At 71.0% G+C, this 23,123-nt stretch carries 17 protein-coding genes and 3 pseudogenes; 12 read left to right on the top strand and 8 right to left on the bottom strand.

What is annotated here, in order from left to right:
* The first annotated feature begins 11 nt into the window (after nt 1-11).
* On the top strand, nt 12-1,322 hold the full coding sequence (locus tag ACKTSN_RS22595; RefSeq protein ID WP_409470781.1) for a transcriptional regulator: 1,311 nt from the start codon (nt 12-14) through the stop codon (nt 1,320-1,322).
* Nucleotides 1,323-1,678: 356 nt separating this feature from the next.
* On the opposite strand, the gene ACKTSN_RS22600 is transcribed toward ACKTSN_RS22595, so the two are convergent.
* Nucleotides 1,679-1,942 carry a hypothetical protein gene (locus tag ACKTSN_RS22600; protein ID WP_409470782.1) on the bottom strand — a complete coding sequence of 88 codons (264 nt, stop codon included), beginning with the start codon at nt 1,940-1,942 and terminating at the stop codon, nt 1,679-1,681.
* A gap of 108 nt (nt 1,943-2,050) precedes the next feature.
* Here ACKTSN_RS22600 and ACKTSN_RS22605 point away from each other — a divergent pair, with 108 nt between their 5' ends.
* From ACKTSN_RS22605 to ACKTSN_RS22615, 3 genes and pseudogenes are all read left to right on the top strand, one after another.
* A complete protein-coding gene (locus tag ACKTSN_RS22605; protein WP_409474895.1) occupies nt 2,051-2,563 on the top strand; it encodes a TetR/AcrR family transcriptional regulator in 513 nt (170 codons plus the stop codon).
* A gap of 230 nt (nt 2,564-2,793) precedes the next feature.
* Nucleotides 2,794-3,024 carry a response regulator transcription factor gene (locus tag ACKTSN_RS22610; protein ID WP_409470783.1) on the top strand — a complete coding sequence of 77 codons (231 nt, stop codon included), beginning with the start codon at nt 2,794-2,796 and terminating at the stop codon, nt 3,022-3,024.
* A gap of 187 nt (nt 3,025-3,211) precedes the next feature.
* Nucleotides 3,212-4,323, top strand: a pseudogene (locus ACKTSN_RS22615) (sugar ABC transporter substrate-binding protein).
* Here ACKTSN_RS22615 and ACKTSN_RS22620 read toward each other — a convergent pair.
* Nucleotides 4,313-4,627 carry an alpha/beta fold hydrolase gene (locus ACKTSN_RS22620; RefSeq protein ID WP_409470784.1) on the bottom strand — a complete coding sequence of 105 codons (315 nt, stop codon included), beginning with the start codon at nt 4,625-4,627 and terminating at the stop codon, nt 4,313-4,315. The pseudogene ACKTSN_RS22615 and the gene ACKTSN_RS22620 sit on opposite strands and share 11 nt — an antisense overlap.
* A gap of 194 nt (nt 4,628-4,821) precedes the next feature.
* On the opposite strand from ACKTSN_RS22620, the pseudogene ACKTSN_RS22625 reads away from it, so the two are divergent.
* Nucleotides 4,822-5,040, top strand: a pseudogene (locus tag ACKTSN_RS22625) (substrate-binding domain-containing protein); the annotation flags it as partial.
* A 49-nt stretch (nt 5,041-5,089) separates the two neighbouring features.
* On the opposite strand, the gene ACKTSN_RS22630 reads toward ACKTSN_RS22625, so the two are convergent.
* From ACKTSN_RS22630 to ACKTSN_RS22645, 4 genes and pseudogenes are all read right to left on the bottom strand, one after another.
* Nucleotides 5,090-7,765, bottom strand: a complete 2,676-nt coding sequence (locus ACKTSN_RS22630) for an ABC transporter substrate-binding protein (RefSeq protein WP_409470785.1) — start codon at nt 7,763-7,765, stop codon at nt 5,090-5,092.
* A 1,426-nt stretch (nt 7,766-9,191) separates the two neighbouring features.
* Nucleotides 9,192-9,752 carry a hypothetical protein gene (locus ACKTSN_RS22635; RefSeq protein WP_409474896.1) on the bottom strand — a complete coding sequence of 187 codons (561 nt, stop codon included), beginning with the start codon at nt 9,750-9,752 and terminating at the stop codon, nt 9,192-9,194.
* Nucleotides 9,747-10,001 (bottom strand): annotated as a pseudogene (locus ACKTSN_RS22640) (RNA polymerase sigma factor); the annotation flags it as partial. The pseudogene ACKTSN_RS22640 and the gene ACKTSN_RS22635, both read right to left, overlap by 6 nt.
* A 94-nt stretch (nt 10,002-10,095) precedes the next feature.
* A complete protein-coding gene (locus tag ACKTSN_RS22645) occupies nt 10,096-10,671 on the bottom strand; it encodes a helix-turn-helix transcriptional regulator (RefSeq protein WP_409470786.1) in 576 nt (191 codons plus the stop codon).
* A 392-nt stretch (nt 10,672-11,063) separates the two neighbouring features.
* On the opposite strand from ACKTSN_RS22645, the gene ACKTSN_RS22650 reads away from it, so the two are divergent.
* From ACKTSN_RS22650 to ACKTSN_RS22665, 4 genes are all read left to right on the top strand, one after another.
* Nucleotides 11,064-12,068 (top strand): FecCD family ABC transporter permease, encoded by a 1,005-nt coding sequence (locus ACKTSN_RS22650; protein ID WP_409470787.1) that lies wholly within the window; start codon nt 11,064-11,066, stop codon nt 12,066-12,068.
* Entirely contained in the window at nt 12,065-13,126 is a 1,062-nt protein-coding gene (locus ACKTSN_RS22655) for a FecCD family ABC transporter permease (protein WP_409470788.1), read from the top strand. The genes ACKTSN_RS22650 and ACKTSN_RS22655 overlap by 4 nt, the downstream gene beginning before the upstream one ends.
* Complete coding sequence (locus ACKTSN_RS22660; RefSeq protein ID WP_409470789.1) at nt 13,123-13,953, top strand: ABC transporter ATP-binding protein; 831 nt, start codon at nt 13,123-13,125, stop codon at nt 13,951-13,953. The genes ACKTSN_RS22655 and ACKTSN_RS22660 overlap by 4 nt, the downstream gene beginning before the upstream one ends.
* Before the next feature lie 91 nt (nt 13,954-14,044).
* Nucleotides 14,045-15,094, top strand: coding sequence for an ABC transporter substrate-binding protein (locus ACKTSN_RS22665; RefSeq protein WP_409470790.1), 1,050 nt, complete (start codon nt 14,045-14,047; stop codon nt 15,092-15,094).
* Between the two features lie 324 nt (nt 15,095-15,418).
* Here ACKTSN_RS22665 and ACKTSN_RS22670 read toward each other — a convergent pair whose 3' ends face one another.
* Together ACKTSN_RS22670 and ACKTSN_RS22675 are read right to left on the bottom strand one after the other, a co-directional pair.
* Nucleotides 15,419-16,102, bottom strand: coding sequence for a DUF6415 family natural product biosynthesis protein (locus ACKTSN_RS22670; RefSeq protein WP_409470791.1), 684 nt, complete (start codon nt 16,100-16,102; stop codon nt 15,419-15,421).
* Nucleotides 16,099-16,380 (bottom strand): hypothetical protein, encoded by a 282-nt coding sequence (locus ACKTSN_RS22675; RefSeq protein WP_409470792.1) that lies wholly within the window; start codon nt 16,378-16,380, stop codon nt 16,099-16,101. Before ACKTSN_RS22675 ends, ACKTSN_RS22670 begins: the two co-directional genes overlap by 4 nt.
* A 62-nt stretch (nt 16,381-16,442) precedes the next feature.
* Here ACKTSN_RS22675 and ACKTSN_RS22680 point away from each other — a divergent pair, with 62 nt between their 5' ends.
* From ACKTSN_RS22680 to ACKTSN_RS22690, 3 genes are all read left to right on the top strand, one after another.
* Nucleotides 16,443-17,636: a CPBP family intramembrane glutamic endopeptidase gene (locus tag ACKTSN_RS22680; protein ID WP_409470793.1), complete on the top strand. Its 1,194-nt coding sequence runs from the start codon at nt 16,443-16,445 to the stop codon at nt 17,634-17,636.
* Between the two features lie 297 nt (nt 17,637-17,933).
* Entirely contained in the window at nt 17,934-19,442 is a 1,509-nt protein-coding gene (locus tag ACKTSN_RS22685) for a hypothetical protein (protein ID WP_409470794.1), read from the top strand.
* 342 nt (nt 19,443-19,784) lie between these two features.
* Nucleotides 19,785-23,081, top strand: coding sequence for an FG-GAP-like repeat-containing protein (locus ACKTSN_RS22690; RefSeq protein WP_409470795.1), 3,297 nt, complete (start codon nt 19,785-19,787; stop codon nt 23,079-23,081).
* Nucleotides 23,082-23,123 lie beyond the last annotated feature (42 nt).

Raw genomic sequence — 23,123 nt, forward strand, 5'->3', positions numbered from 1 at the left:
AGGGAGGAACGGTGGCGGGGGACGAGTTCTCGGAGCTGTTGGGCCGGTTGAAGGAGCGGTCCGGGCTCAGTTACGGGGTGCTCGGGAAGCGGCTGCACACGAGTGCGTCCACGCTTCACCGGTACGTCAACGGGGACGCCGTACCGACGGACTACGCGCCCGTGGAACGGTTCGCGCGGGTGTGCAAGGCGACGCCCGAGGAACTGGTGGAACTGCATCGGCGGTGGGTGCTCGCGGATGCCCGGCGCAGGCAGAAGGCGGGCGGGGCCCCTGCGGAGGAGGAACCGCGGGCGCGGCCGGCGGCGGAGGCCGGGACCGAGACGTCGGGGACCGAAGCAGCAGCGGCCGAGGCCGGTCCCGAGGGTGGGCAGCGGCACTCGGCGGAGGCTCCCGTGGCGCGGCGGCGTACCGTCGTCCTCGCCGGGACGGCCGTGGCCGCCGTCCTCGTGTCGGCCGTGCTCCTGGTGAATCTTGTGCCCGGCGAGGGGGATGACGACCGGGGCGGGAAGCAGTCCATGGGGGCTGCCTCCCCATCTGTCGGCTCCGCCGATTCCGTCGGCGAAAGCCCCGGCGCCTCCGAGTCGGCCGACGCGAAGGGCAGGTCGGCCTCGCCATCCACCTCACGCAGCGGCACACCCACGGCTCCCGCCTCCGCCTCCCGGAGCAGCGGGGCCGGGGCGGCCCAGGGCGGCGGTTCCGAGAACGGGGCCACCGCGCCCACCGTCGCCGTCAATCCGTACAAGTGGGAAGACCCGTGCAGCCAGCACTACCTGGTCGACCGGCAGCCCGAGCAGGTGCCTCCGCCACCGAGTGAGCCGGACGCGCGCGGGTGGGTCACCGCGCTCGGCGGGGTGGCCGGCGGACAGCAGATGCTCGCGCTGACGGTGCAGGGCACCGGGAAGGCCACCGTCGTCCTGGAGGAACTGCATGTGCGGGTGGTGGAGAAGAGCGCGCCGCTCACCTGGAACGACTTCGAGATGGGCGTCGGGTGCGGTGGCGGCGTGGAGACGACGTCATTCGGGGTGGACCTCGATGCCGGGCGGCCCGCGCTCTCCCCCAAGGCCGGTCAGCGCGACTTCCCGTACAAGGTGAGTGAGTCCGATCCCGAGGTCTTCTACATCTTCGCCGACGCGCGGGCGCACAACGTGAGCTGGTACCTGGAGCTGGAGTGGTCCAGCGGTGACCGGCAGGGCACCGTACGCATCGACGACAACGGCAAACCCTTCCGGACGAGCGGGAACGTGGGACGGCCCGCGTACAACTATCCGCTCGGTTCCTCCGAGTGGGGGCGGAACGAGTACACCCCCGACATTCCCGGCTGAGCGCCCGGCAGGCACGGGGCTTGGAGTGCATCGCCGCTGCCACCGGCCAGGCGCTGCCGTGGCACGGCCAGAATCCGGCAAGTGAGCACTCGCGAAGGCTCCCCCGGAGTCGAACATCCGAACCGGCCTGGCCCAGCACAGAGCCCGCTCGTGCACGCCCGGTGCCCGAGGTTCTCCGAATCCGTGCTCATAGCGTGCCCGTAAGAACGGTCAACCACGGTCAACAGCGGTGCGACCGCACCAGGAAGCCGTCCTTCGAGCCCGGCCCCCGCGCGGCGATGGGGGCCGGGCCAGGCGGTTACGGTGCTGCTCCTGTCGGTGTCGGGCGGTGCCACGGCTGTTGGCGTCGGCAGGGTTTACCGGTCGGCGTCGGGTCCCTCGGCGTCCATGGCCGTGAGCTGGTCGAGCAGGGCCAGGAACTGCTGGTCACCGTCGGGGGCGATCATGAGGTCGAGGTGGTGCGAGGCCATCTGGGCCTCCGGCAGGACGCGCTCGTGCATCTCCTTCTCGTACGCCTCGATCGCAGCTGCCGGGTTGTCGGGGGACTTGGCGATGGCGAGGGCGAGTTCGGCGCCGTCGATCATGGCGAGGTTGGCTCCGGCCCCGGCGAAGGGGGACATGAGGTGGGCGGCGTCGCCGAGCAGGGTGACGGCCGGCTTGCTCTGCCAGGTCAGGCCGACCGGGAGCGCAAGAAGGCCCAGACCCGCAAGGCGCTGGCGGACGCCGCCATGCGGCTGTTCACCGAGCACGGCTACGACAACGTGGGCGTCAGGGATGTGGCCGAAGCGGCGGATGTGGCCGTGACCACGCTCTTCAAGCACTTCCCGAGCAAGGAGGCCCTGATCTTCGACGAGGACGAGGGCAGGGAAGCCGCCCTGGTCGCCGCCGTACGCGACCGCGCCCCCGGCCAGTCGGTCCTCGGTGCGCTCCGGGACCACCTGGTGCAGACCCGCATGGCGTTCGGCGGCGACACCCCGGAATTCACCGCCATGATGAAACTGGTGGACGAGACACCGGCCCTGCAGGAGTACCTGCACCGGATGTGGCGGCGGCACGAGACCGCTCTGGCAGCCGCCATCACCGAAACCACCGGCGCCCCCGAAGGTGACGTCCGCGTCGCCGCACTGGCCCGCTTCGTCATGGAAAGCCCCAGCCTGGTCCACGGACGCAAGGACCCCCGGCGCGCCCTGGACGAGATCTTCGACCTGCTCGAACGCGGCTGGAGAGAAGACTCACGCTGAGCCCGACCGAGGACAGGTCATCCGTGCACCCACCCGGCTCCTTTCTGCGATCGCGCCGCGGCACGCCCACTGCGCGCCTCGTGACACGTCTGTGACAGTCGGCGGACACCGTCGTGAAGTCGCCCGGCCAGACTCTTCAAATAAGGGCAAATAGCACCATTCGGGCATTTGTCCCCTGCTTCCGAGGGTGTGAGCAGTGCTGACCGAGCCGATCCGTCGGAGGAAACCCCATGAGCCTCACAGCCACCATGCCGCACGTCGAGGCCCCCGCACCTGCGCTGGCTCCGCGTGAGCGGGAGACACTGCGCCATATCGCCGAAGGGCGCACCTACCTGCAAACGGCCCGCCACATGGGACTCTCCAAGCACACGGTGGACGCCTATCTCCGCCGCATCCGGGCCAAGCTCAACATCAACAGCACGGCCGAACTCACCCGACTGGCCATCTCCCTGGGACTGTGACACCCGGTCACCCGAGTCCAACCGGGCGGGAGCAGTCGATCCGCGATACCGGTATCGCCACTCCTGCACCCCTACCACTCACCTCGGGGCCGGATATCCGCCGCATCACACCGCCCGGCCTATCCTGGCGACGAGTGGCCGACGTGGACGGTCAGGGGGTTTCTCGGGGGAGCCAGGAGGTCCCCGTGTGAGTGCGTATCGGGGTCGTACGGCCATCGCCGCAGCCGCATTGTCGCCGGCCCTGTCACTGGCCGCCTGCGGCACGGCCGGGGAGTCCGCCGACTCGGGCGGGACTGCCCCTGGCAGGGGCGGCTTCACGGTCGGCCTGCTGTTCAGCCAGGTCATCCAGACTCGCTGGCAGAAGTTCGGCATGCCCTTGATCGAGAAGAAGCTCAAGGAGCTGTGCGGGGACTGCACGATGGTGTACGCCAACGCTGAGGGGGACGTGGCCACCCAACAACGACAGGTGGACACCTTGATCAACAAGGACGTGAAGGTCCTGATCCTCAGCGCCGTGGACTTCAGATCTCTCCGCTCCGCGGTCGAGAGGGCACACGACGCGGGCATCCCGGTCGTCGCCTACGACGGCCTCGTCGAGGGCCCGATCTCGGCCCACGTCTCCTTCGACAACGAACGGGTCGGGAAGCTCCAGGGTGGGGCGCTCCTCAAGGCCATGGGCGACAAGACAAGGCGGACGGCGGCCAGATCGTCATGAGGAACGGCCCCCAGACCAGCCCGACCAACATTTCCTTCAAGAGGGGCGCGCTGTCCGTCCTCAAGGGCAAGGTCAAGATCGGCAAGACGTACGACATCCAGGGCTGGAGGCAGGAGAACGCCCACGCCAACATGGTCCGCGCCATCGCCGCCCTGGGCGCCGACAACATCGACGGCGTCTACGCCGCCAACGACGGCCTCGCCTCCGGCGTCATCTCCGCCCTCAAGGCCGCCAGGATCGAGCCGCTGCCTCCCGTCACCGGGCAGGACGCCGACCTCGCGGCCGTGCAGCGCATCATCAGGGGCGAGCAGTACATGAGCGTCTACAAGCCCTTCAAGGCCGAGGCCGACGCGGCCGCGGAGATGGCCGTCGCCCTGGGCCGCGGCGAAAAGCTCGACGACATCACCGAGACCACGGTCGACACGCGCACCACCCAGGACATCCCCGCCGTCCTGCTCGACCCCGTCCCTGTGACCGTCGACAACATCAAGGACACCGTGGTCAAGGACGGCGTGTACACGACCGACCAGATCTGCACCCCGAAGCTCGAGTCCGCCTGCGAAAGGGCCGGACTCACCCATTGACGGCGTGGTCCTGCAACGTGAGTCCGAGGAGACATCTGCCAGCCGGTAAGGGCGCAGCGAGGCCTAGGTCCTGTCCGTACGGTTCCCAGGGGCGAACCTGCGTGTGGACCTCCGGCACCGGCGACCGGCCGTGCCCCCGCAGATCGGGCACGACGACCCGGAACCGGCCGGCCAGCGCCTCGGCGTGCGGGGACCACTCCCTGCCGTCGCCGCCCCAGCCGTGCACGAGCAGCAAGGCCGGGGCGCCCGCCGGACCGAGGTCCGTGTGGAAGAGGGGGACGGGGTTCTGGATCAGCGAGTGCACGGTGTTGTCCGATGAGAGGGATCAGAGGGAGAACAGCAAGGTCCGAAGGGAAGTGCGGATGCGGGGCGCGGGCCGGTGCGGTCCCCTGCCGCACCGGCCCGGTGGGCGGTCAGCCCCGGTACAGGACGAGCGTGCTGCGCGGGCCGAGCTTCGGCCGCTCGCCGGCGCCGACGGTCTTGCCGGTGGCGAGGTCGCGGGCCGCCCTGCGCGAGGCCGGTGTGCGCGTCCCCCGCGATGTCTCCGTGGTCGGCTTCGACGACGTCCCGTTCGCCGCCGACCTGACGCCGGCCCTCACCACCGTCCGCGTGCCGTACGAGGAACTGGGCCGTACCGCCGTACGCCTCGCCCTGGAACGAGACGTGGGTTTCGCGTCCGATGACCACGTCGTGCTGAGCACGCAGCTCGTGATCCGGGATCAGTGCGTAGGGCAAGGTGAGACTCGCGAACACAGGGAGCGGCTGATCAGCCCGCGCAGGGCGGCCCTTGTGCCTCGCTCGACTGATCCTGGCGGTAGGCGCCGCAGGCGAGGACGGCCTCTGGGTGGTTCCCCGACTGGCGCAGCAGGACGAGAGTCTTGTCGTGGGGTGGGGCGTTGGCGCCGTCGTAGGAGACGTATCCGGTGGCTCCGTTGAAGGCGATGCCCGTGCCGAGGACCAACAGGACGGACTCGCGGTCGATGTCCGGGTCGTGCAGCCCGGCCTGGCGCACCGCCTGCGACAGGACGTGGAAGGCGTCGTACGAGACCGCGGAGTGGCCGTCCTGCCGCCAGGGGTCCGTGCCTTCGGTGGTGGCCTTCACATAGGCGTCGTACTCGGCCACGAACTGCCGGGTCCTGTCACTCGCGTCCGGATCGTCGGCGGGCAACCGGTGCGCGGAGTAGTACAGGCGCAACCAGTCCTTGTTGGCGAAGGCACCGGTCTGCGCCACGTTGGTCAGCTCGTTGCCGCCGAGCACCGTCACGTCACGCGCGGTGCACGTCCCGGCGGTGTCCATGGAGTTGATGAGCGCGGTGAAGTCCTTGGCCCGCGCCGACCAGTACACCACCGAGTCCGGCTTGTTCTTGAGCGCGTCGCACAGCGCCCGTGCCAGCAGATCGGCATCGGGCTGGCTGACGGCACCGCTCAGTGGCGTGGGGCTGAAGTCGCCCTGCTGGTTGAAGTCGAACACCTGGTGCGTGCCGTCGAACTCGCTGACGAACCGGCCGGCAAGGCTGTGGCTGTACAGGTCCGCGGAGCTTTCGATCACGATCGCGTGCCCGGCCGGGGTGCAGCGGTCCTCAAAGCCGGGCTCGGCCACGATGTTCTCCGTGTACGCGAAGTCCGCCTCGATCCTGGCCTCGCGCGAGTTGAACGGCGTGGACGGCCAGTAGGTCCGGGCGGCCGGGCCGGTGAGCATCTCGTCGGCGGTCGCGGTGGTGCCGATCGAGGGGATGCCCGCCTCGCCGAGGACCCGGAGGGCGGCCTGGGTCTCCTGCCGGCTCTGTGCGAAGCCCAGCACTCCGACGACTCGTTCGTGTGCCGGGACGCTCTTCTCGTCCGCCATCTCCGCGACAAGCTTCTTCGCCTCGCTCTCGGCGTCTCGGAAGGCGACTCCGGCCTCGCGGATATCCACGTGCAGGGGTATCAAGGAGTCGTCGGCGGCGGCCTCGCGGTTCAGCCTCTCCTGCCACATCGCGATGCCGCGCAGCTCCGGGATCGTCCCGTCGAAGCGCGTCTCGTCGTCGGTCTTCGGCGGGTCGGACACGAAGGCGACGACGGTCCGCACGGCGCGGCCCCGGTCGGCGTACTGCGCGACGCGCGCGTTCTGATCGTCGATGGTCTTCGTGGCCGCCTCGTACCAGGCTGCGGCCTCCACCGGTATCGGCTCGGTGGGGGCGGACTCCGCCACGGACCCGGTGCCGCCGAGGCAGTCGCGCGCCGGGGGGATCACGCCCGGGAGCACGAGTCCTGCCGTGAGCAGGGCGAGCGTGGTCACCCCGCTCACGATCGAGGTCGGGACGTACCGGCTGAACCTGAACGTTCTCGGCGCGACGGGCAGGACGGGCACGCCGCGCGCCGCCAGGGCGCCCTCGGAGATGGTGACCAGGACCGGGGGTTCGTCGGCAGAGCCGTTGTCGGCGAGGCGCACGCTCGCTTCCGGGAACGTACTCTCGACCGGATCGCCCAGCTCCCGCAGCAGGGCGTCGGAGGGCACGCCGACGGCGACGACGAGCGGGCCCGGCGGCCGGGCGGTGGCCTGGGCCCGGCGCAGGGAGCGCAGGAAACGCTCGGCGGCGCGGGCACCCGGCTCTCCTGCTGGAGGCAGCTCCACGAACAGGACCGGGCGGCTGGTTCTGCGGCGCCGGCCGGGCAGGATCCGCCCGATCGCGGGTCGGCGCAGGTCTTCCAGCAGGGCGCGCAGGACGAGCCAGTCGAACTCCTGGAGCGCCTCCTCGTGGCCCGCGTCGTCCATGAGCTGCACGGATCGCTCGGCGGCCACGCGGTCCATCAGCCGGAAGAGGTTGTTGCTGCCCTGAGCCACCTGTTCCGCGCCGAGCCAGCCCCGCATCACCTTGCGGGAGACACGACGGGCCCACAACCACCGCGGGAGCAGCTGAACGAACGACAGCCAGCTCAGGTTGGCCAAGAAGCCGGCGAGCCCGTCGAGAGACGGTCCGTCCATCCTGGTGAAGGCCAACGGACCGCCACGATGGGCCCGTCGCTCACTGGCGTGGGTCCGCAGCTCCGCTTCCTGGTTCGCGTTCGTCGCCCACTCCTCCGGGTGCGACCTGATGTACTCGACCAGGTCGCACATGACGTGGAAGTGCGGGAAGCGGTCGGGCGTCATGTGCTGCGGAGCGCTGCGGTACAGCTGCGTCCCGGCGCCGGCGGAGAGCAGCCTGGAGTCGGCTTCCGCCCTGGTTCCAGCCGGCAGATGAGCGAACGGCACCCGCTGCCGCAGCGCCCCGGTCAGGGCGGCGACGACACGGTCCACGCCGCTCCGGTACGACGCCTGCGGCACGCGCAGGAGGAACAACGGCGGACTGGTCTCCAGCTTCGCCCGGTTCTCGTACTCGGGGGCCACGGTGACCCGGAACTCCCGTACAAACTCAATGGCCTGGTCGTTCGGGAATCTGGGGCCGTCGAAAGGTGCGGTCATGCGGAACTCCCCCCATGTCCAACCTGATCAACCCACGCCATAAGACGCCACTGGCTCCTGGCCGACTCGGCCTGTTGCAAAGGAAGTTGAGAGAAGAAGGCCGAGGAAAGGGAGTTGAAGGGTAGCTGCGATGTGGCAGGGGTCACAATGGATTACCGGAAGCGCTTCAACACTCTTCGCGTGCGCCCCCTGTGCCCTCCATGTGCGCCCCCTCCGGCCCGGATCGTACGCTCGCCGGTCTCCTTCGGCCGTCGTCACCAGGACGGCGCCCGCGCGTGGTACACAGGGGTGCCGCCGAAGACGGGAAGCTCACGTCAGAGCGGCAGATCATCGGGAGATCCGCGAGCACCGGCTCGGAATCCTGATCCGCGGCCGCCCGCAGGGAACGCGAGCCGGAGGACCGGGCGCCGGTGCGTCCGCTGCCCAATGGCTGCCCGTCGAAGACACCACGCGCCACACCGTCGACCTGGGGTGCGGGACGGCGCCGGCACGCTCGACCTCCTCGCATTCTGAAACCCCGGGTCAGCGGCCTGGGGTTCGTTCGCCTTGGAGCTTGCCGGCCACAGGCGGCCGTTCACGCCGTCTCGGCACCGGCCTCGGGAGGGGTCCCGGCGTGTCCGGGGCACAATCCTCCGGACTTTCGAGGACCGGAGGTGATCGATGCCCGAGGAAACGCTGACCCCGTCCGGCTACCGGCCGACGTTCCCCGCTACTGGTTGCATCGCAGCGCATCTGGTCGTCAACCCCATCACCTGGCCCGGGTACATCGTCACGACCTGGCTGTCCATGACGTCGCGCCCGCTGTGGTGGGGCCTCCCCCTGTTTCTCCCCCACGTGCTGTTGCTGTTCGCCGCGGGCATGGTCGCCATCAGGTCGCCCTGCACGACGCCCCCTTGCCCGAGCCGCCCACCATGTGACCGCAGGGCCGACGCCGAAGAGTCCGTCGCTGCCGTTGTCCCACGCAGAGAGCAGCGTGGCATCGTCATGCCAGAGCCAGCAGCACGGAGACGGACCCGTGCCCACGTGCATGCCGTCCTCCGGCCCCGCTGGAAGCTACCTCGCTCCGCGCTCGCGGGCAGGCATCATGCCGTCGGCGGTCAGGAGGCACTTCCGGTCCTGATGGGAGCAGCCGTCGGCCCGCACCTTCGAACCGGCCGCGGGGCCGTCCTTCACCGGCTTCCTGTCGGTTGCCCTGAACGCGGAAGCGATACGGAGGAGGTGCGGTCGCGGTCGGTCTGCCGCATCAGAAAGTCCTTGTAAAGGGAGAAGGGATCGGCCGTCACTGGTGGCCGTCTCCCGCACACGCAAGGGCAAGGGGCGGGTGGGCGGCCACGACTGTCCATGCGCAACCTCCGTTGACCGGTGGCTCCACCGGTCAACGGAAGGACGGGGGCCGCTGTCCCCTTGGCTCGGCTTGTCGGACCCGCTACCGTCGCGGTCCCGCGACGGCGTAGGCCGCGGTGCCGGCGACCGCGAGGACGAGGGCCGTCCAGGTGCCCGCCGTCGTGCCGGGTGGCAGCAGCATCCAGGTCGCCACCTCCATCGGCGCATCCGTCGGGGGCGGGGCGAAGAGCGAGAACGACAGCCAGGAGATCGGCAGCGTCCACGCGTACTGCGCCCCGAACACCGTCGCCCCGACGGCGATCAGCCCCGTCAGCCCCGCGCTGCCGCGGACGACGAACGCGGTAGTGGCCAGGTCCTCGCCCATCATCTGCACCGCCAGCAGCACCGCGCCGACGACCGCGCCGATGAGCAGCACATGCGCCGCCCTGCGGGGCACCCAGCGGATCGCGGCCGTCCGGTCCAGCGCGAGGTCCTGCCCGCCGAGCCCGATCGAGGCCGCCACAGCCCCCGCGGCGAGGACGAGTGCGGGCAGTTTCGGATCAACGTGCCCCTCGCTGCCGTCCCGGGCAAGCGCCCACACCGCCACCGCGCTGATCACCACTGCGGCGAACGACGCGGGAACCTGGCGCGAGCGCGCGTACAGCCAGCCGACGGCCGTCCCTCCGGCCGCGGTCCCGGCGAACGCGCCCGCCGCGCGCCACACCGCCAGATACGTCTCCTGCATGACCTCGGCGACGATCTGCTCGTCCGCGCAGCGACGGCGCAGCCGCACCGCCATCCACGGCGACGTACGCCGGTACAGCTCCTCGAACGCGGCACGGTCGCCCTTGGCCACCAGCCGGACGAGACGCTCCTCGTCCAGCTCCCCCGGTGCCTTCCTTACTGATCTCACACCCTCTGGACGGCGGGCCCCGGCGGCAGGTTTTCCCCTCGGCGTGATCCCCGTCACGCAAAAATAGAGAGGGCGGCCGGAGTACACCGGAGCGTCAGCGAGGCGGGCGGACCGTACCGTTCTCCCAGGCCCAGGCGGCGACCTCGACCCGGTTTCGCACACCCAGCTTGCTGTGAATGTTCGTCAGGTGCGTCTTCACCGTGGACAGGGACAGGCACAACTCCGTCCGGATCTCCTCGTTGGTGCGGCCCACCGCCACCAGCCGCGCGACATCGAGCTCACGGTCGGTCAGAGGGTGGGACCGTGCGCCATCGTCCTCCGAAGGCATCCGCCGGTCCTCGAGTTGCCGCAGCAGACGCAGGGTCACGGCGGGCGAGACCAGTGCGTCTCCGCGTGCCGCGGCCCGCACGGCCTCGACCCGGACCGCGACCGTGGCACCGGGAGCATGCCGACGTACGTTCGTCAGCGCCTCCTGTACGACTCGCTGCACGGACGTCTCGACTTCCGGTGCGAGCTTCGCCGCGCGGGCCGCCGCAGCGAACCGCAGACTCGCCTCCTGCTCGCCACCCGAGGAGAAGTCGGCGACCAAAGTGGCGAGTTGGGTGAAGAGTTCGCCGGAGCGCAGGGTGCGGTTCTCGTCCTCGCGCAGGACGCGCACCAGTCGGCGCATCGAGTCCAGGGTCTCGACCCCGGGGCGATGACGAGGTCCACCGCCGAGGCACTGCGATGCTCCCCGGCCTGAGCCGTGCGGTCTTGCACCGCACCGATCCAGGGCCCCGCGTTCTTCGGCACCGGCGCGTCAGGGCAGAGGTCGGTGAACGTCTCCGTGATCTCGTCGTACTCGCACCTGTCACGGACGCTGCAAAGGAGCTCGGCGCGCTGCGCGAGGCGCTTCACACGCTCGGCGCGTGCGCAGGCATCGCCGCCATCGCCGCGAACAATCCGCAGGAGCGGTGCGCCCCGGTGTGGTGGGCCCACAAGCAGTCGGCCGAGGACGCGCTCTCCTCACCACGTACGCTTAGGCAATCCTTAGCTAATTGACAGTGGATACGGGAAGGGCGCATGTCAGGAGTCGCGAGCCGACGTGTCGGCTGGATGGCCGTCGCCCTTCTTCTCTTGCTGCTGGCCGTGGTGCTGAGCCTCGCGGTCGGCAGCCGCGCGATCGCCCCCACGGCGGTCTGGGACGCGCTGCTGCACCACGGCACGAGCGACGACGCCCAGGTCGTACGGGCGCTGCGGGCGCCGCGGACGGTCGTCGGTGTGCTGGTCGGGGTCGCCCTCGGCGTTGCCGGAACGGTTCTTCAGGGCATCACCCGCAACCCCATCGCCGAGCCCGGCATCCTCGGCATCAGCCAGGGCGCCTCGCTCGGCGTCGTCTGTGCCATCACCTTCTTCGGGGTGCACACGCTGAACGGATACGTCTGGTACGCCTTCGCGGGCGCGGCCGTCGCCGCGGTGTGCATCTACGTCGTCGCCAGTAGCGGACGCGGGGGCGCCTCGCCCGTCAAGCTCGCGCTCGCGGGCGCCGCGATGAACGCCTTCCTCGCCTCCGTCGTCACTGGCATCCTCACCACCGACGCCCGTGCCCTGGACGAGTTCCGGTTCTGGGACGTCGGTTCGATCGCCGGCCGGGACGCCTCGATCGTCGGGCAGACCTGGCCCTTCCTGGTCGCGGGGCTGCTGCTGGTGCTGGCCATGGCCCGCGGGCTGGACGCGCTCGCGCTCGGCGAGGACATCGCGCGGGGGCTGGGCCGCAACGTGGCGCTGCTGCGCGCGACCGGCGCCCTCGGCGCGACCGTGCTCACCGGCGTCGCGGTGGCCGCCGCGGGCCCGATCGCCTTCACCGGCCTCGCCGTGCCGCACATCGCCCGGGCCCTCGTCGGCCCCGGGCACCGCTGGCTGCTGCCCATGGCCGCCGTGCTGGGGCCGGTGATGCTGCTCCTCGCGGACGTCCTCGGGCGGGTCGTCGTACGGCCCTCGGAGGTGCCGGTGGCCGTGATGACCGCGTTGGCCGGGGTGCCGTTCCTGGTGGTGCTGGTACGGCGGAGGAAGCTGGTGGCGGCGTGACCCAGGACACTCTCCGACCTCCGGGGCATGCCGTCCTGCGCGCCAGGAAGAGCAGCTTCCTGCTCCACCGCAGGAGCTTCCTCGTCGCCGCCGTCCTCACCGCGCTGCTCGCGGCCACCGTCGTCGCGTCCCTGTGCGTCGGAGAGTCGTTCGTCGCGCCGGGCGAGGTCGTCCGCGTGCTGCTGGGTCTGCCCAGCCCCGACCAGCTGGTCGTCGGCACGCTGAGGTTGCCGCGTCTGGTGACCGGGCTGCTGGTGGGCGCCGCGTTCGGGGTCTCCGGCGCGCTGATCCAGACCGTCGCCCGTAATCCGCTGGCCAGCCCCGACGTCATCGGCGTGACGCACGGGGCGGGCGCCGCGACGGTCGCGGCGATGACGTTCGGCGTCACCTCGTACGCCGTACTCCCCTACGTCTCCGTCGTCGGCGGTCTCGCGGCGGCACTGCTCGTCTATCTGCTCGCCTGGCGGCGCGGGCTGCACGCCGCCCGGTTCGTGCTCGTCGGCATCGGCATCTCGGTGGCCCTCGGCTCCCTGACCCGGCTGTTCGTGACCAAGGGCGACTACCTGGTCGCCCAGCAGGCCAAGGTCTGGCTCACCGGCTCCCTCAACGGCCGTGGCTACGACCAGGCCGAACCGCTGGCGACCGTACTGCTGCTGCTCGTACCGTTCCTGCTGTGGGCGGCCCGCGTCCAGCGTGGCGCGGGCCTTGACGACGACACCGCCACCGCCCTCGGCACCCGGCTCGACCGGGACCGGCTCGGACTCGGCGCGCTCGGTGTGGTGCTGGCGTCCGTGGCGACCGGCGCCGCCGGACCCGTTGACTTCGTGGCGCTGCTCGCCCCGCAGATCGCCCGCAGGCTCACCCGCACCCCGCACATCCCACTGCTGTGCTCGGCGCTCATGGGTGCGCTGATCGTGACCGTCGCCGACCTGCTGGCCCGCAGCCTCTTCTCCCCGACCGAGCTGCCGGTCGGCGTGTTCACCGCCCTGGTGGGCGCCCCGTATCTGATGTGGCTGATCGTCAGCTCCCGTAGCAGCCGTTCCGGAGGAACCGCGTGACCGGCAACCGTCTCATCGCCCAAGGGCTCACCCTCGCCTACGAGGACCGTACGGTCGTGGACGGCCTGGACCTTCAGGTCCCGGACGGGAAGGTCACCGTCATCGTCGGGCCCAACGCCTGCGGAAAGTCCACCCTGTTGCGCGCCCTGGGCCGACTGCTCAAGCCGAAGCGCGGCGCGGTACTGCTCGACGGTACCGAGCTGTCCCGCATCCCGACCCGGCGGATCGCCCGGGCCGTCGGCCTGCTGCCGCAGACGCCCGTGCCGCCAGAGGGCATCACCGTCGCCGACCTGGTCTCGCGTGGCCGGCAGCCGCACCAGAAGTGGTGGCAGCAGTGGTCGGAGGCGGACGAGACGGCCGTCGCCGAAGCGATGGAGCGCACCGGGACCGCCGAGCTCGCCGAACGGCCGGTCGACGAGCTGTCGGGCGGTCAGCGTCAGCGCGTGTGGATCGCGATGGCCCTCGCCCAGGACACCGACGTCCTGCTGCTCGACGAGCCGACGACCTATCTCGACATCGCCCACCAGGTGGAAGTCCTGGACCTGGTACGACAGTTGAACCAGGAGCGGGGTCGGACCGTGGTCGCCGTGCTGCACGACCTGAACCAGGCGGCCCGCTACGCCGACCACATCGTCGCCATGAAGGCGGGCCGGATCGTGGCGCAGGGCGCACCGGCCGACGTCGTCACCGCCGAGCTGGTCGAGAAGGTCTTCGGACTCGCGTCGGTCGTCGTACCGGATCCGGTGACGGGCGATCCGCTGGTGGTGCCGGGACCGCCGCGTTCGACGCATACGGCCGTGCCCGAGCAGGCCGTACCGGGAACGTGAGCGGAGCCACATGCTCCGGATGCTCCGAATGCACAGGCTTCTCATAAAGTAAGGCTCGCCTAAGTTCCATTCGTACGACGGGAGCCTTCCCATGTCTGCCAGCCGCCGCGGTACCGCCGCCGCAGCCCTCGTCCTCGCCGCCGCCCTCTCGCTGACGGCCTGCGGCGGTTCCTCCGGAAGCGGGGAGGAGACGTCCGCGGGCGCCTCCGCCGGAGCCGACGACAAGAAGGCGGTCGCCCAGGGCGGCGAGGACTTCTCCAAGGCGGCGGAACAGACCGCGGCGATGGGCACCGACGCGAAGGCGGGTGAATGGCCGCGGACCGTCGAGCACGCCATGGGCGAGACCGAGATCAAGGCCCAGCCCAAGCGCGTCGTCGTCCTGGACGTCGGCGAGCTCGACAACGTGGTGTCGCTCGGCATCAAGCCGGTCGGCCTCGCCCCCACCGAGGGCTCCCCCGAGCTGCCGTCGTACCTGAAGAAGGACGCGGGCAGCCCGGAGAACGTCGGCACGATCAACAACCTCAACCTCGAGGCCATCGCCGCACTCAAGCCCGACCTGATCCTCGGCAGCCAGCTGCGCGCCGCCGACAAGTACGACGAGCTGTCGCAGATCGCGCCGACCGTCTTCTCCCTGCGTCCGGGCTTCACGTGGAAGGAGAACTACCTCCTCAACGCGGCCGCCCTGGACAAGACCGCCGAGGCCAAGGCCCAGCTCGCTGAATACGACGAGAAGGTGGCGGCGCTGAAGGCGAAGCTGGGCGCCGACAAGCCGACCGTCTCGATGGTCCGTTACCTGCCCGACGGCGTGATCCGCCTCTACGCGAACGCCTCGTTCATCGGCACGATCCTCAAGGACCTCGAGATCCCCCGCCCGAAGAACCAGGACATCGAGGACCTCGCCGCCGAGATCAGCGCCGAGAACATCGACCAGGCCGACGCCGACTACGTCTTCACCGGCGTCTACGGCGACCCGAAGGCCACGGACAAGTCCAAGGCGCAGGGCAACCCGCTGTGGAAGAACCTCGACGCCGTCAAGGCCGGGCGCGCGTACGACGTCCCGGACGAGACCTGGTACCTCGGCCTCGGCGTGATGGCCGCCGACGAGGTCCTCGCCGACCTGGAGGAGCACCTCACCAAGTAGGCGCGGGACGGACCGGCAGCCGGCATCCGGCTGCCGTACGCCGCAGGCCGCGGCCGTGCCCGAACCGTGCCCGTAAGAGCGGACAACCACGGTCGACAGCGGCACGATCGGGCTCACGCACCACACCGACGCGACGAGATCCGCGCTGGTCAGCAGCCATGTTGCCGCATGCCAGAAGCGCGCCAGAGCCGCACCACAGTGTCAGCCGCCGCGGATCCGCTCATGCCGTAGCGAATCTCACCTCCACGGAGCCGACGGCCGACGGCCGAGCTACGGCCGCCCACCTGTTGCTCGTAAGTGGCCGGGGCAAGGGCGATGGTCTCCTCAGGGTCCGGGTACCCCGGCCCGGCCTCCCGCTCGCCCACCCGCGCCCTCTCCATCGGGGGCCTTAGCCCAGCGGTCGCCCTCCGGGCACCGGCCCGTCGGTGGTCGCCTATGGATCTTCAAGGCAGAGTCCGGGCCACGGTCCGAGTGCGTCTCGGGTGCTCTCACGGGGAAGGGACCGCGGCGTGCCTGCCGGTATTCCTCGTAGAGCCGGTCGACGGTCGTGCAGGTCCCGGTGGCCTCGCCGTTGTCGTCCACGGTCCGGCAGGCCGAGCATGCGGGGCAGTGCTGCAGCATGCGTAGGTACGCCGCTCGCCCGGGGCCGTTCGGGCACCAATGGTTCCCGTTCTCGTAGTGGTCGCACAGAGCATGGACGGACCGGGCGAGGCGTCGCGCGTGCGCGACGCGGGCGGGAAGGCTGCTGCCGGGCTCAACGCTCAGCCGCAGGCGGGCCTCGCCGATGCAGAAGAGCGCACAGACCCGCGGCACTCCGTCCTCGGGCAGGGCCAGCGCAGCCGTCTCCACCGCGGGAACGGCCACCATGATGTGACCGCGCAGCTGGAGCGTGAGCGTCTCCAAGTCCTCGGGGTATGGAGCCTCGACGTCTTCCGCGAGCAGGCGGTCCGCGCAGGCGCGCATCGTTTCGAGGTCCAGCGGCGCAGCCTTGGTTCTGAACGCGCTCATGACTCGTCCTCATCGGTCGGACTGCCGCCCGACCTCACGAACGCCAGCACGTCGGCCGCTGCGCACAGGCGGCCTGGACGGGTCATGGGCACAACCCAATACGAGCCCTGCGTCCACTCGTCCAGTTCGGTGCGGTCGGCACGCGGCACGCCCAGGTAGGTGCCCTCGCCCAGGCAATCGGCGAGCGGCGTGAGCCACGTCTGTGAGGTGCCGACCGGTACAAGGGCGTAGTACCGCCGGAATCCGGGGTCGTGGATGACCGGACCACCCCCAGGCACTGCGCGAGCCGATCACTCGCCACGGCCGGGTCCTCGCTGCCGACGGCACCGTGCACGATGCGGTGGGGAAGACGGACCGCTTCGAACGCCCGCCCCAGCGGGATCAGCACGAGCTTCGCGGCACTGCTCCACTCGCGGCGGCCTCGCTGGCCGGGGTCAAGGAGGGCACGGGCGACCTGCTGTTCGCCGATCCCCTGTGGGACAACGCCGCGCTGCTGCTCATACTCGCGCTCATGCTCCCGCTGGTGCTGCTTGCCGCGCGCCTGGTGCAACGCCGACCGGCCGGCACCCTGTCCTCGGTGACCGGACGGCTGCGCTGGCGTTGGCTGCTGGTCTGCCTGGGGGTGGCCGTGGCCGCGGTACTGCTCCTGCTCGGCCTGATAACCGTCTTCACCGCCGTGTCCGGGGCTGGAGCGTCCGAGTCGACGTCCTATGCCTGGGCGGGCTGGCCGACGTTCCTGGCCGCCGCCGCGATGCTCGTCCTGCTGGTGCCGCTCCAGGCCGCCGACGAGGAGTACGTCTTCCGCGGCTGGATCCCCCAGGTCTTCGGCTGCTACCTGCGCGCCCCCTGGGCCGGCATCGCCGTGGGAGGTCTGCTGTTCGCCCTGGCTCACGGGCTGGGCACGCCGTGGGGCTTCGCTTACCTGGTCCTGTTCAGCCTCGTTCTGGGCGTGCTGGTGATCCGTACCGGTGGTCTGGAGGCGGCCATCGCCTTCCATGTGGTCAACAACCTCGTCATCTTCCTCCTCTCCGCCACCTACGGGGGGCGGGCTCAGCGACACCTCCACCGCTGCGGATGCCTCCTGGGAGATGCTGGCGGCCGAAGCAATCGTGCTGCCGCTGTACGCGTGGGTGGTCCTGCGCCTGAGCCACCGGTTCCGCATCGCACGCACCACCCCCGAACCCACTCGCCGCCTGGCGGGGCCTGCGGCCACCACAGTTTGAAGATTTACACCTCACCCGAGAACGGAGTAGGCATGGGCCATGAAGTCACGGACGTCACAGCGTCCGAGGAGCAGAAGTTGTCCAAGGGTGTGGCGATCGTCGCCACGATCGCGGCAGCGGTGTGTGGGGCGGCAATTGTGCTGGCGGTGTTCTCCTGGCTGGGCTGGGTCCCCCATCCGTGGTTGGGGTGGCTCGTCGCCAAGGGGGCGTGGAAGCTCGCGGTGATCGGGTCGGTCGGTTTCGTGGCCCTGTCCGCCTTGCTGCGGCAGGGCCGTACGAAGAAGAAAGGGGACGCCGGCTCAGGACGATGATCCGGCGAACGCTTCGTAGTCGGCGTCGCACTCGGTGGTCACGCCTTCGAGTCAGCGCTGCACTGCGGACGTAGCGGGACGAGGTGACCCACACCGCTGTCCCATGATCGCCTCGGGCGCGGCCGTTGTGGCCGGGAGGGTGATCGGTCCTGACGGGTATGTCCTTCGGCCCGGCGAGGAAGGTCGATGGGCGGTCCAAGGGGACTGACAGATCGTTATCGGGGTGGTTACGATGCTGCAGATGAAGAACCTCTGCTCTTACGGATTGGGGGAATCGTTCGCGCAAGGTGAGTGCTGATGGCACATCACTTCGCGAACGCGATTCCGGCCCGCTTGTTGATGTGGCAGCGCGTGCGTGAGTACGCCGTCCCACCGTCCATGATCGAGACTGCGACCGCACGGCGTGCGGTCGGTGACTGGGCGGGGGCCTGCGCCGCCGCCCGGATCGACGTCGATCTCGATCTGCGCGCCGTGTGCGACCGCCACGGTACCGATCTCGTCACCCACCTCCGTACAGATCTGCGTCTGCTGGCGCCGGATCTGCTCCGCTGGCACATGCCCCGGATCGCCCCCGACGGGTGGCTCCGGCCCGGCCTGACCATCTCCCTGGCCCGTTACCGGAGTCCCGGCGCCACGCCGCTGGACTTGGTGGTGCGGACACCGCCGGCCTGGGCGGACGCCGGACAGCGGATGTCCCTGGCCCTGTGGGAGGGGTCCGGGAACGGTGCCCCCGGGCATCATCCGCACCCGCACCCGCATACCGACCGGCGTTTCCGGCTCGACCTGCACCGGCATCTCTGGGACGCCGGGCGGAGCGGCGAACTGGCGCGGCGGTGCGGTGCGGGCGGGGTACCGCCCATGGTGCCGCCCGACCGGATCCACCTACCCGGTCGACCGGTCCTGCCAGATCGTCCCGATCGGCCTGCCCTCCACGATTCCGCGTGGGCGGTGGCAAGTTGGGCCACCGAGGCGGAGTTGCTGTTGCGGGCCGAGGGGCGCCCTCGCGGGGCCTTCACTGTGCGGCTCGGTGCGCGGAGCCGCGCCGTGTTCGAACTCGTCGCCCCTGACGACAGCCATGCCCCGACGTTCCGGCCGCTGCGGGAGGCGCTGCCACCGCAGGAGGTCGCGGCGCTTCCGGTGCTACCTGAGGCGGCGGCCCGGGTCCTTCCGGATCTGGAGCTGCTGCAGGCCGGGCTGGTAGCGGCCGAGCGGCTGCATCCGCTCGTCGCCGCAGCACTGGCGGCGTCCGGCCCGGTGGCCGCGTCCGGCTCGGCCCCGGTGGCCGGCCCCTCCCCCGAGCCCGGCGATCCGCACCGGGTGGAGTGCCGGGGCGAGGTCCACCGGATCGCGCTGCGGGACGGGGTGCTGACGGCGATCGATCACGACCCGGCCCAACTGCACCGGGAGGAGCTACTGGTCGCGCTCGGCGGACCGGCGCTGCCGTGCCTGCGGGCGATCGACGCGGTGCACCGCAGCCCGGAGGCGCTGCCTGCGGTCCGGGAGCGGCTCGCCCACGGTGACGTCGCCGGGGCACTGGACGTGGTCGAGGGGCTGCTCGGTCCCGGTGCGGTCCTGCGCGACGGGCCGCTCCGGGAGGCACTGGAGTCGGCTGCGGCCCGCCGCATCGACCACGGGCTCTTCCGCTCGGGGCTGGTCGCCGGTGCCGGTGCGGTCGGGGGCGGGAACGCCTCGAGCGCGGGGCACGCGGATGCCGGCCACCGTCCCCGGCTCGACCGCCGTACGCCTCTCGCGATGCGCCGCAAGCGGAGCAGCCGGGCCCGGCCCCGCACCGGCCTGTTCGGCTGATCCCGTCCCAACTCCCCTGCTAGCGCCGCGCATTCCGTGCCGCACTCCCACACGACATCCGGGACGGGCCGTCCCGTCCCCTTATCCCGCCCCCAGGTGATGACCATGACTTCCAGCACCCTTCTGCCCGACGCGGGCCCGGCCGCCGACAAGCCCGCACCCGCAGTAGCGACCGTCGCCGGGAGCGGTGTGCCCGCGGACGGCAGGCCACGGCAGCCGGTCATGAGCATGCTGTTAATCTCCCCTCACACGCGTGGGGGGAGCGGCCGGGGGGGCCGGGGGAAATGCCAGGGCGTTGCCGTATGTCCCGCCATGCCTTCTTCTTGCCCTTCAGGAGGAACGGTGGCCCGACTCGGCCGACGCCGACACAGACAGCCCGGACCGGCTCTTGATTCACGCTCAGCACACCTCGGACCGCCGGCGGCACGCACCGCGGCCGTCCTGGCGACGGCACTGGCTCTCAGCCTCCCGCTCGCCGCCGTACCGTCCTCGGCGGCAGCCGCTCCGCAGTCGGCCGCCGCGGCGGGAGACTTCGTACTGCCCACCGCCCCGCGTGCCGTCCCCAGGGCCACGCAGATCCTCAACGCGGGGACCAGCGGCTTCCTTTGGGCCCAGGAGGGCGACGACCGGCTCCTGTGGACGGACTACGCCACCGGCACCACGACCGCGCTGGAGCAGCGGCTGGACGTTCCGGTGCAGTACGACATCGACAGCGGCTACTTCCAGCAGGCTGCCTCCTTCCAGTTCGGCCACTACGGGGACGGGTCCGACACCGTCGCCCTGTACTCCGAGGAGGACTCCCACGTCACCCTCCTCCAGGGCGCGGGCACCTCGGGCGGCACCACCGTGGTGCCCGTGCCCGAACACCACACCTACCAGGGCACCTTCGGCGACACCGTCCTCACCAGCACCAGCGGCGTCAGCGGAAACCCGAACGCCTACCAGCTGTGGCGCGTCCAGGACGGCGGCGGGGTCGGACAGACGCCCGTGACCGGGCTGCCGGACGGCGCGGGGAACGTGGTCGTCGAGGACGGCGACGCCCGGTCCGTCATCCTCCGCTACACCACCGACAGCGACGAAGGCTGGGGTCACTGGGGCATCGTCGACCTCGCCACCGGCGCGTTCAGCGCGCTGCCCGACCGGGTCGACCCGGCGGACGGCTGGGAGGTGACCGGCTTCCGGCTGGGCGCCGACTCGGTGCTGCGGCTGCGCAGCGGGCGCGGCAAGGCGGACCTGTACGACCGCGCCGACCTGTCCGCCGCGCCCCGTACCTTCGACACGGGCGCCCTGTCCTACCAGGCCGCGTACGGGATCGTGGGCGACAAGCTGCTCGGCCTCGAACCGGTGGCGCCCGGCGACAACAAGTACCGGGGCCAGCCGCTGTGGGCCCTCACGTCGGACGGCACGGAGACCGACCTGACCGAGGTGATGGACCCGGCCGCCCACGGGGTCGTCCAGGCCCCGGACGGCTCCGTCCTCGTGGCGGGCGCCGAGCAGTATGTCGAGCGGGGTGACCTCGACTGGGGCGTGTACCGGATCGCACGGGCCGCCGACGGCTCGCTCACCCGCAGCCGCCTGGCCGCCGTGCAGCCGATGCCCGCGCAGATCAACGGCCTCTCGCTCGGCAGCGGCATCCTCACCACGGCCGACAACAGCACGCTGTACGAGCCGGGCACGATCATCGGCGCGTACCGCAGCACCTGGCTCACCACGAGCGGCACCCCGGGCGTCGCCAAAACCACCGTGGACGGGCTGGTCAGCGGGCGGGACGGCGACTGCGCCGCCGGCGCCACCCGCTGCATCCGGATGTTCGCCGACGGCACCGGCCACCACGGCCGCCGCGACGCCACCGAGTCCGACCTGACCATGCTGCGCACCAACGGCGCCACCGACTGGGGCCCGACCCTCGACACGGGCGACGACACCCCGCAGCTCAAGGACCTCTCCGGGCGGTACGCGGTCGTCGACGGCGCCTCTTCCGGCTACCAGTACATCGGCGAGTTCCCCGACGGTTCGGCGGGCAAGGTCCTGCAGAAGCGCGACCGGGTCGCCGCGGCCGTCTGGGGCAACACCCTGTGGAGCGGTGCCGCCACCGGAGGCAGGGTCACGGCCACCCGGCTCCCGTCCGGCACCGCCGTGGAGTCCTTCACCACCCGCAACGGCTGCACTCCGTCCAGCCTCCAGGCCGTGGGCCGCTGGGTGTACTGGACCTGTGTGGACGCCTGGGGCGACGTCCAGGGCTCGGGCGTCTACGACCGTACGGCCAAGCGCACCGCCACCGCCCCGGCGGGCAGGGTCCTCCTCGGCGACGGCTACCTCGTCGAGCGCGTCGGCGGCACCCAGTCGGGCAGCGGGCTGAATCTCATCGACCTGCACAACGGACTGCCGTCCAGCGGCAATCACACGGACCTTCCGAGCCGCAAGCTCGCCGACTGGGCCGACCTCGGCCAGGACAACCTCGGGGTGGGCACGACCTGGACCGTGGACCGTTTCGGCGGCGGCGTCGCCTACGCCGACCGCGAGCAGCGCGTCCACCTCGTACCGACCGGTGTTCCGGCGTCCGCGCTGTCGGCCATCGACTCCACGGTCACCGCCGGGTCCGCGAGTTGGTCCGGCACCTGGTGGCTGTCGAAGCCCGCCGCCTCCTGGAAGGTGACCGTCCGCCACAAGGCGTCCGGCGCCACCGTGCGTACCGTGTCCGGCGCCGCCGCCCGCGGTCTGCTGAAGGCCGCCTGGGACGGCAAGGACTCCGCGGGCCGCCTCGTCACCAACGGCACCTACACCTGGACACTCACCGCCCAGCCCGCCGACGGCCAGGGCGCCGCCCTCAGCCTCTCCGGCGACGTCAAGGTGACGGCGGGAGCGGCGGCACCGCGCGACTACGCGGGCAACGACGACGTCGGCGACGTGCTCACCCTCAACTCCTCGGGCACCCTCACCATCCAGCGCGGCACCGGCACGGGCACGCTGGGAAGCAAGGTCTCCGGCGCCGGCTGGCCGACCACCGCGAGGTTCGTGCCGTACGGCGACCTCAGCGGCGACCGGTGCAACGACGTCCTGGTCCGGCTGAGCAGCGGCGCCCTGCGCGCCTACCGCCCGGCCTGCGGCAAGGCGGCGACGCCCTCGACGCCGTACACCACACTCGCCACCTCCGGATGGACCCAGTACGACGTGCTGGCCTCGCCGGGTGACGTGAGCGGTGACGGACGCCCGGACCTGATCGCCCGCAACGCCTCGACCGGCACGGTCTACCTGTACAAGGGCACCAGCACGGGCAAGCTGTCGGCGCGCGTGAAGCTGTACGACAACTGGAAGACGTACAAGAAGGTCGTCGGGGCCGGTGACCTGAACGGCGACGGCATCGGCGACCTCCTCGCCCAGGACAAGTCGAACAACCTGTACCGGTACGACGGCACCGGCAGGGGCACTTTCAAGGCCCGCGTGAAGGTGTTCTCGAACTGGGGCGCTTCCTACAACACGGTCGTCGGAGCCGGCGACATCACCGGCGACGGCAAGACGGACCTCGTCTCACGCGACACCAGCGGCAACCTGTACCGCAACAGTGGTGACGGCAAGGGGTCGTTCGGCGGCCGTGCGAAGATCGCGACGGGCTGGCAGGGGTACAAGGCCGTCGTATAAGGAACATCGCCCTCGTGGCGCCCGCTGCCGGGCCCAGGTCTC

Origin of the sequence: Streptomyces flavusporus, from assembly GCF_046267975.1 — a bacterium.
GTDB lineage: Bacteria > Actinomycetota > Actinomycetes > Streptomycetales > Streptomycetaceae > Streptomyces > Streptomyces flavusporus.

Excerpts from the sequence above, each read along its gene's own strand:
- ACKTSN_RS22605 (WP_409474895.1), top strand. The coding sequence starts at position 2,051 with ATGCGGCTGTTCACCGAGCACGGCTACGACAACGTGGGCGTCAGGGAT.
- ACKTSN_RS22645 (WP_409470786.1), bottom strand. The coding sequence starts at position 10,671 with ATGCGCCGACTGGTGCGCGTCCTGCGCGAGGACGAGAACCGCACCCTG.
- ACKTSN_RS22670 (WP_409470791.1), bottom strand. The coding sequence starts at position 16,102 with ATGAGCGCGTTCAGAACCAAGGCTGCGCCGCTGGACCTCGAAACGATG.
- ACKTSN_RS22650 (WP_409470787.1), top strand. The coding sequence starts at position 11,064 with ATGTCAGGAGTCGCGAGCCGACGTGTCGGCTGGATGGCCGTCGCCCTT.
- ACKTSN_RS22665 (WP_409470790.1), top strand. The coding sequence starts at position 14,045 with ATGTCTGCCAGCCGCCGCGGTACCGCCGCCGCAGCCCTCGTCCTCGCC.
- ACKTSN_RS22610 (WP_409470783.1), top strand. The coding sequence starts at position 2,794 with ATGAGCCTCACAGCCACCATGCCGCACGTCGAGGCCCCCGCACCTGCG.
- ACKTSN_RS22685 (WP_409470794.1), top strand. The coding sequence starts at position 17,934 with ATGGCACATCACTTCGCGAACGCGATTCCGGCCCGCTTGTTGATGTGG.
- ACKTSN_RS22600 (WP_409470782.1), bottom strand. The coding sequence starts at position 1,942 with ATGTCCCCCTTCGCCGGGGCCGGAGCCAACCTCGCCATGATCGACGGC.
- ACKTSN_RS22630 (WP_409470785.1), bottom strand. The coding sequence starts at position 7,765 with ATGACCGCACCTTTCGACGGCCCCAGATTCCCGAACGACCAGGCCATT.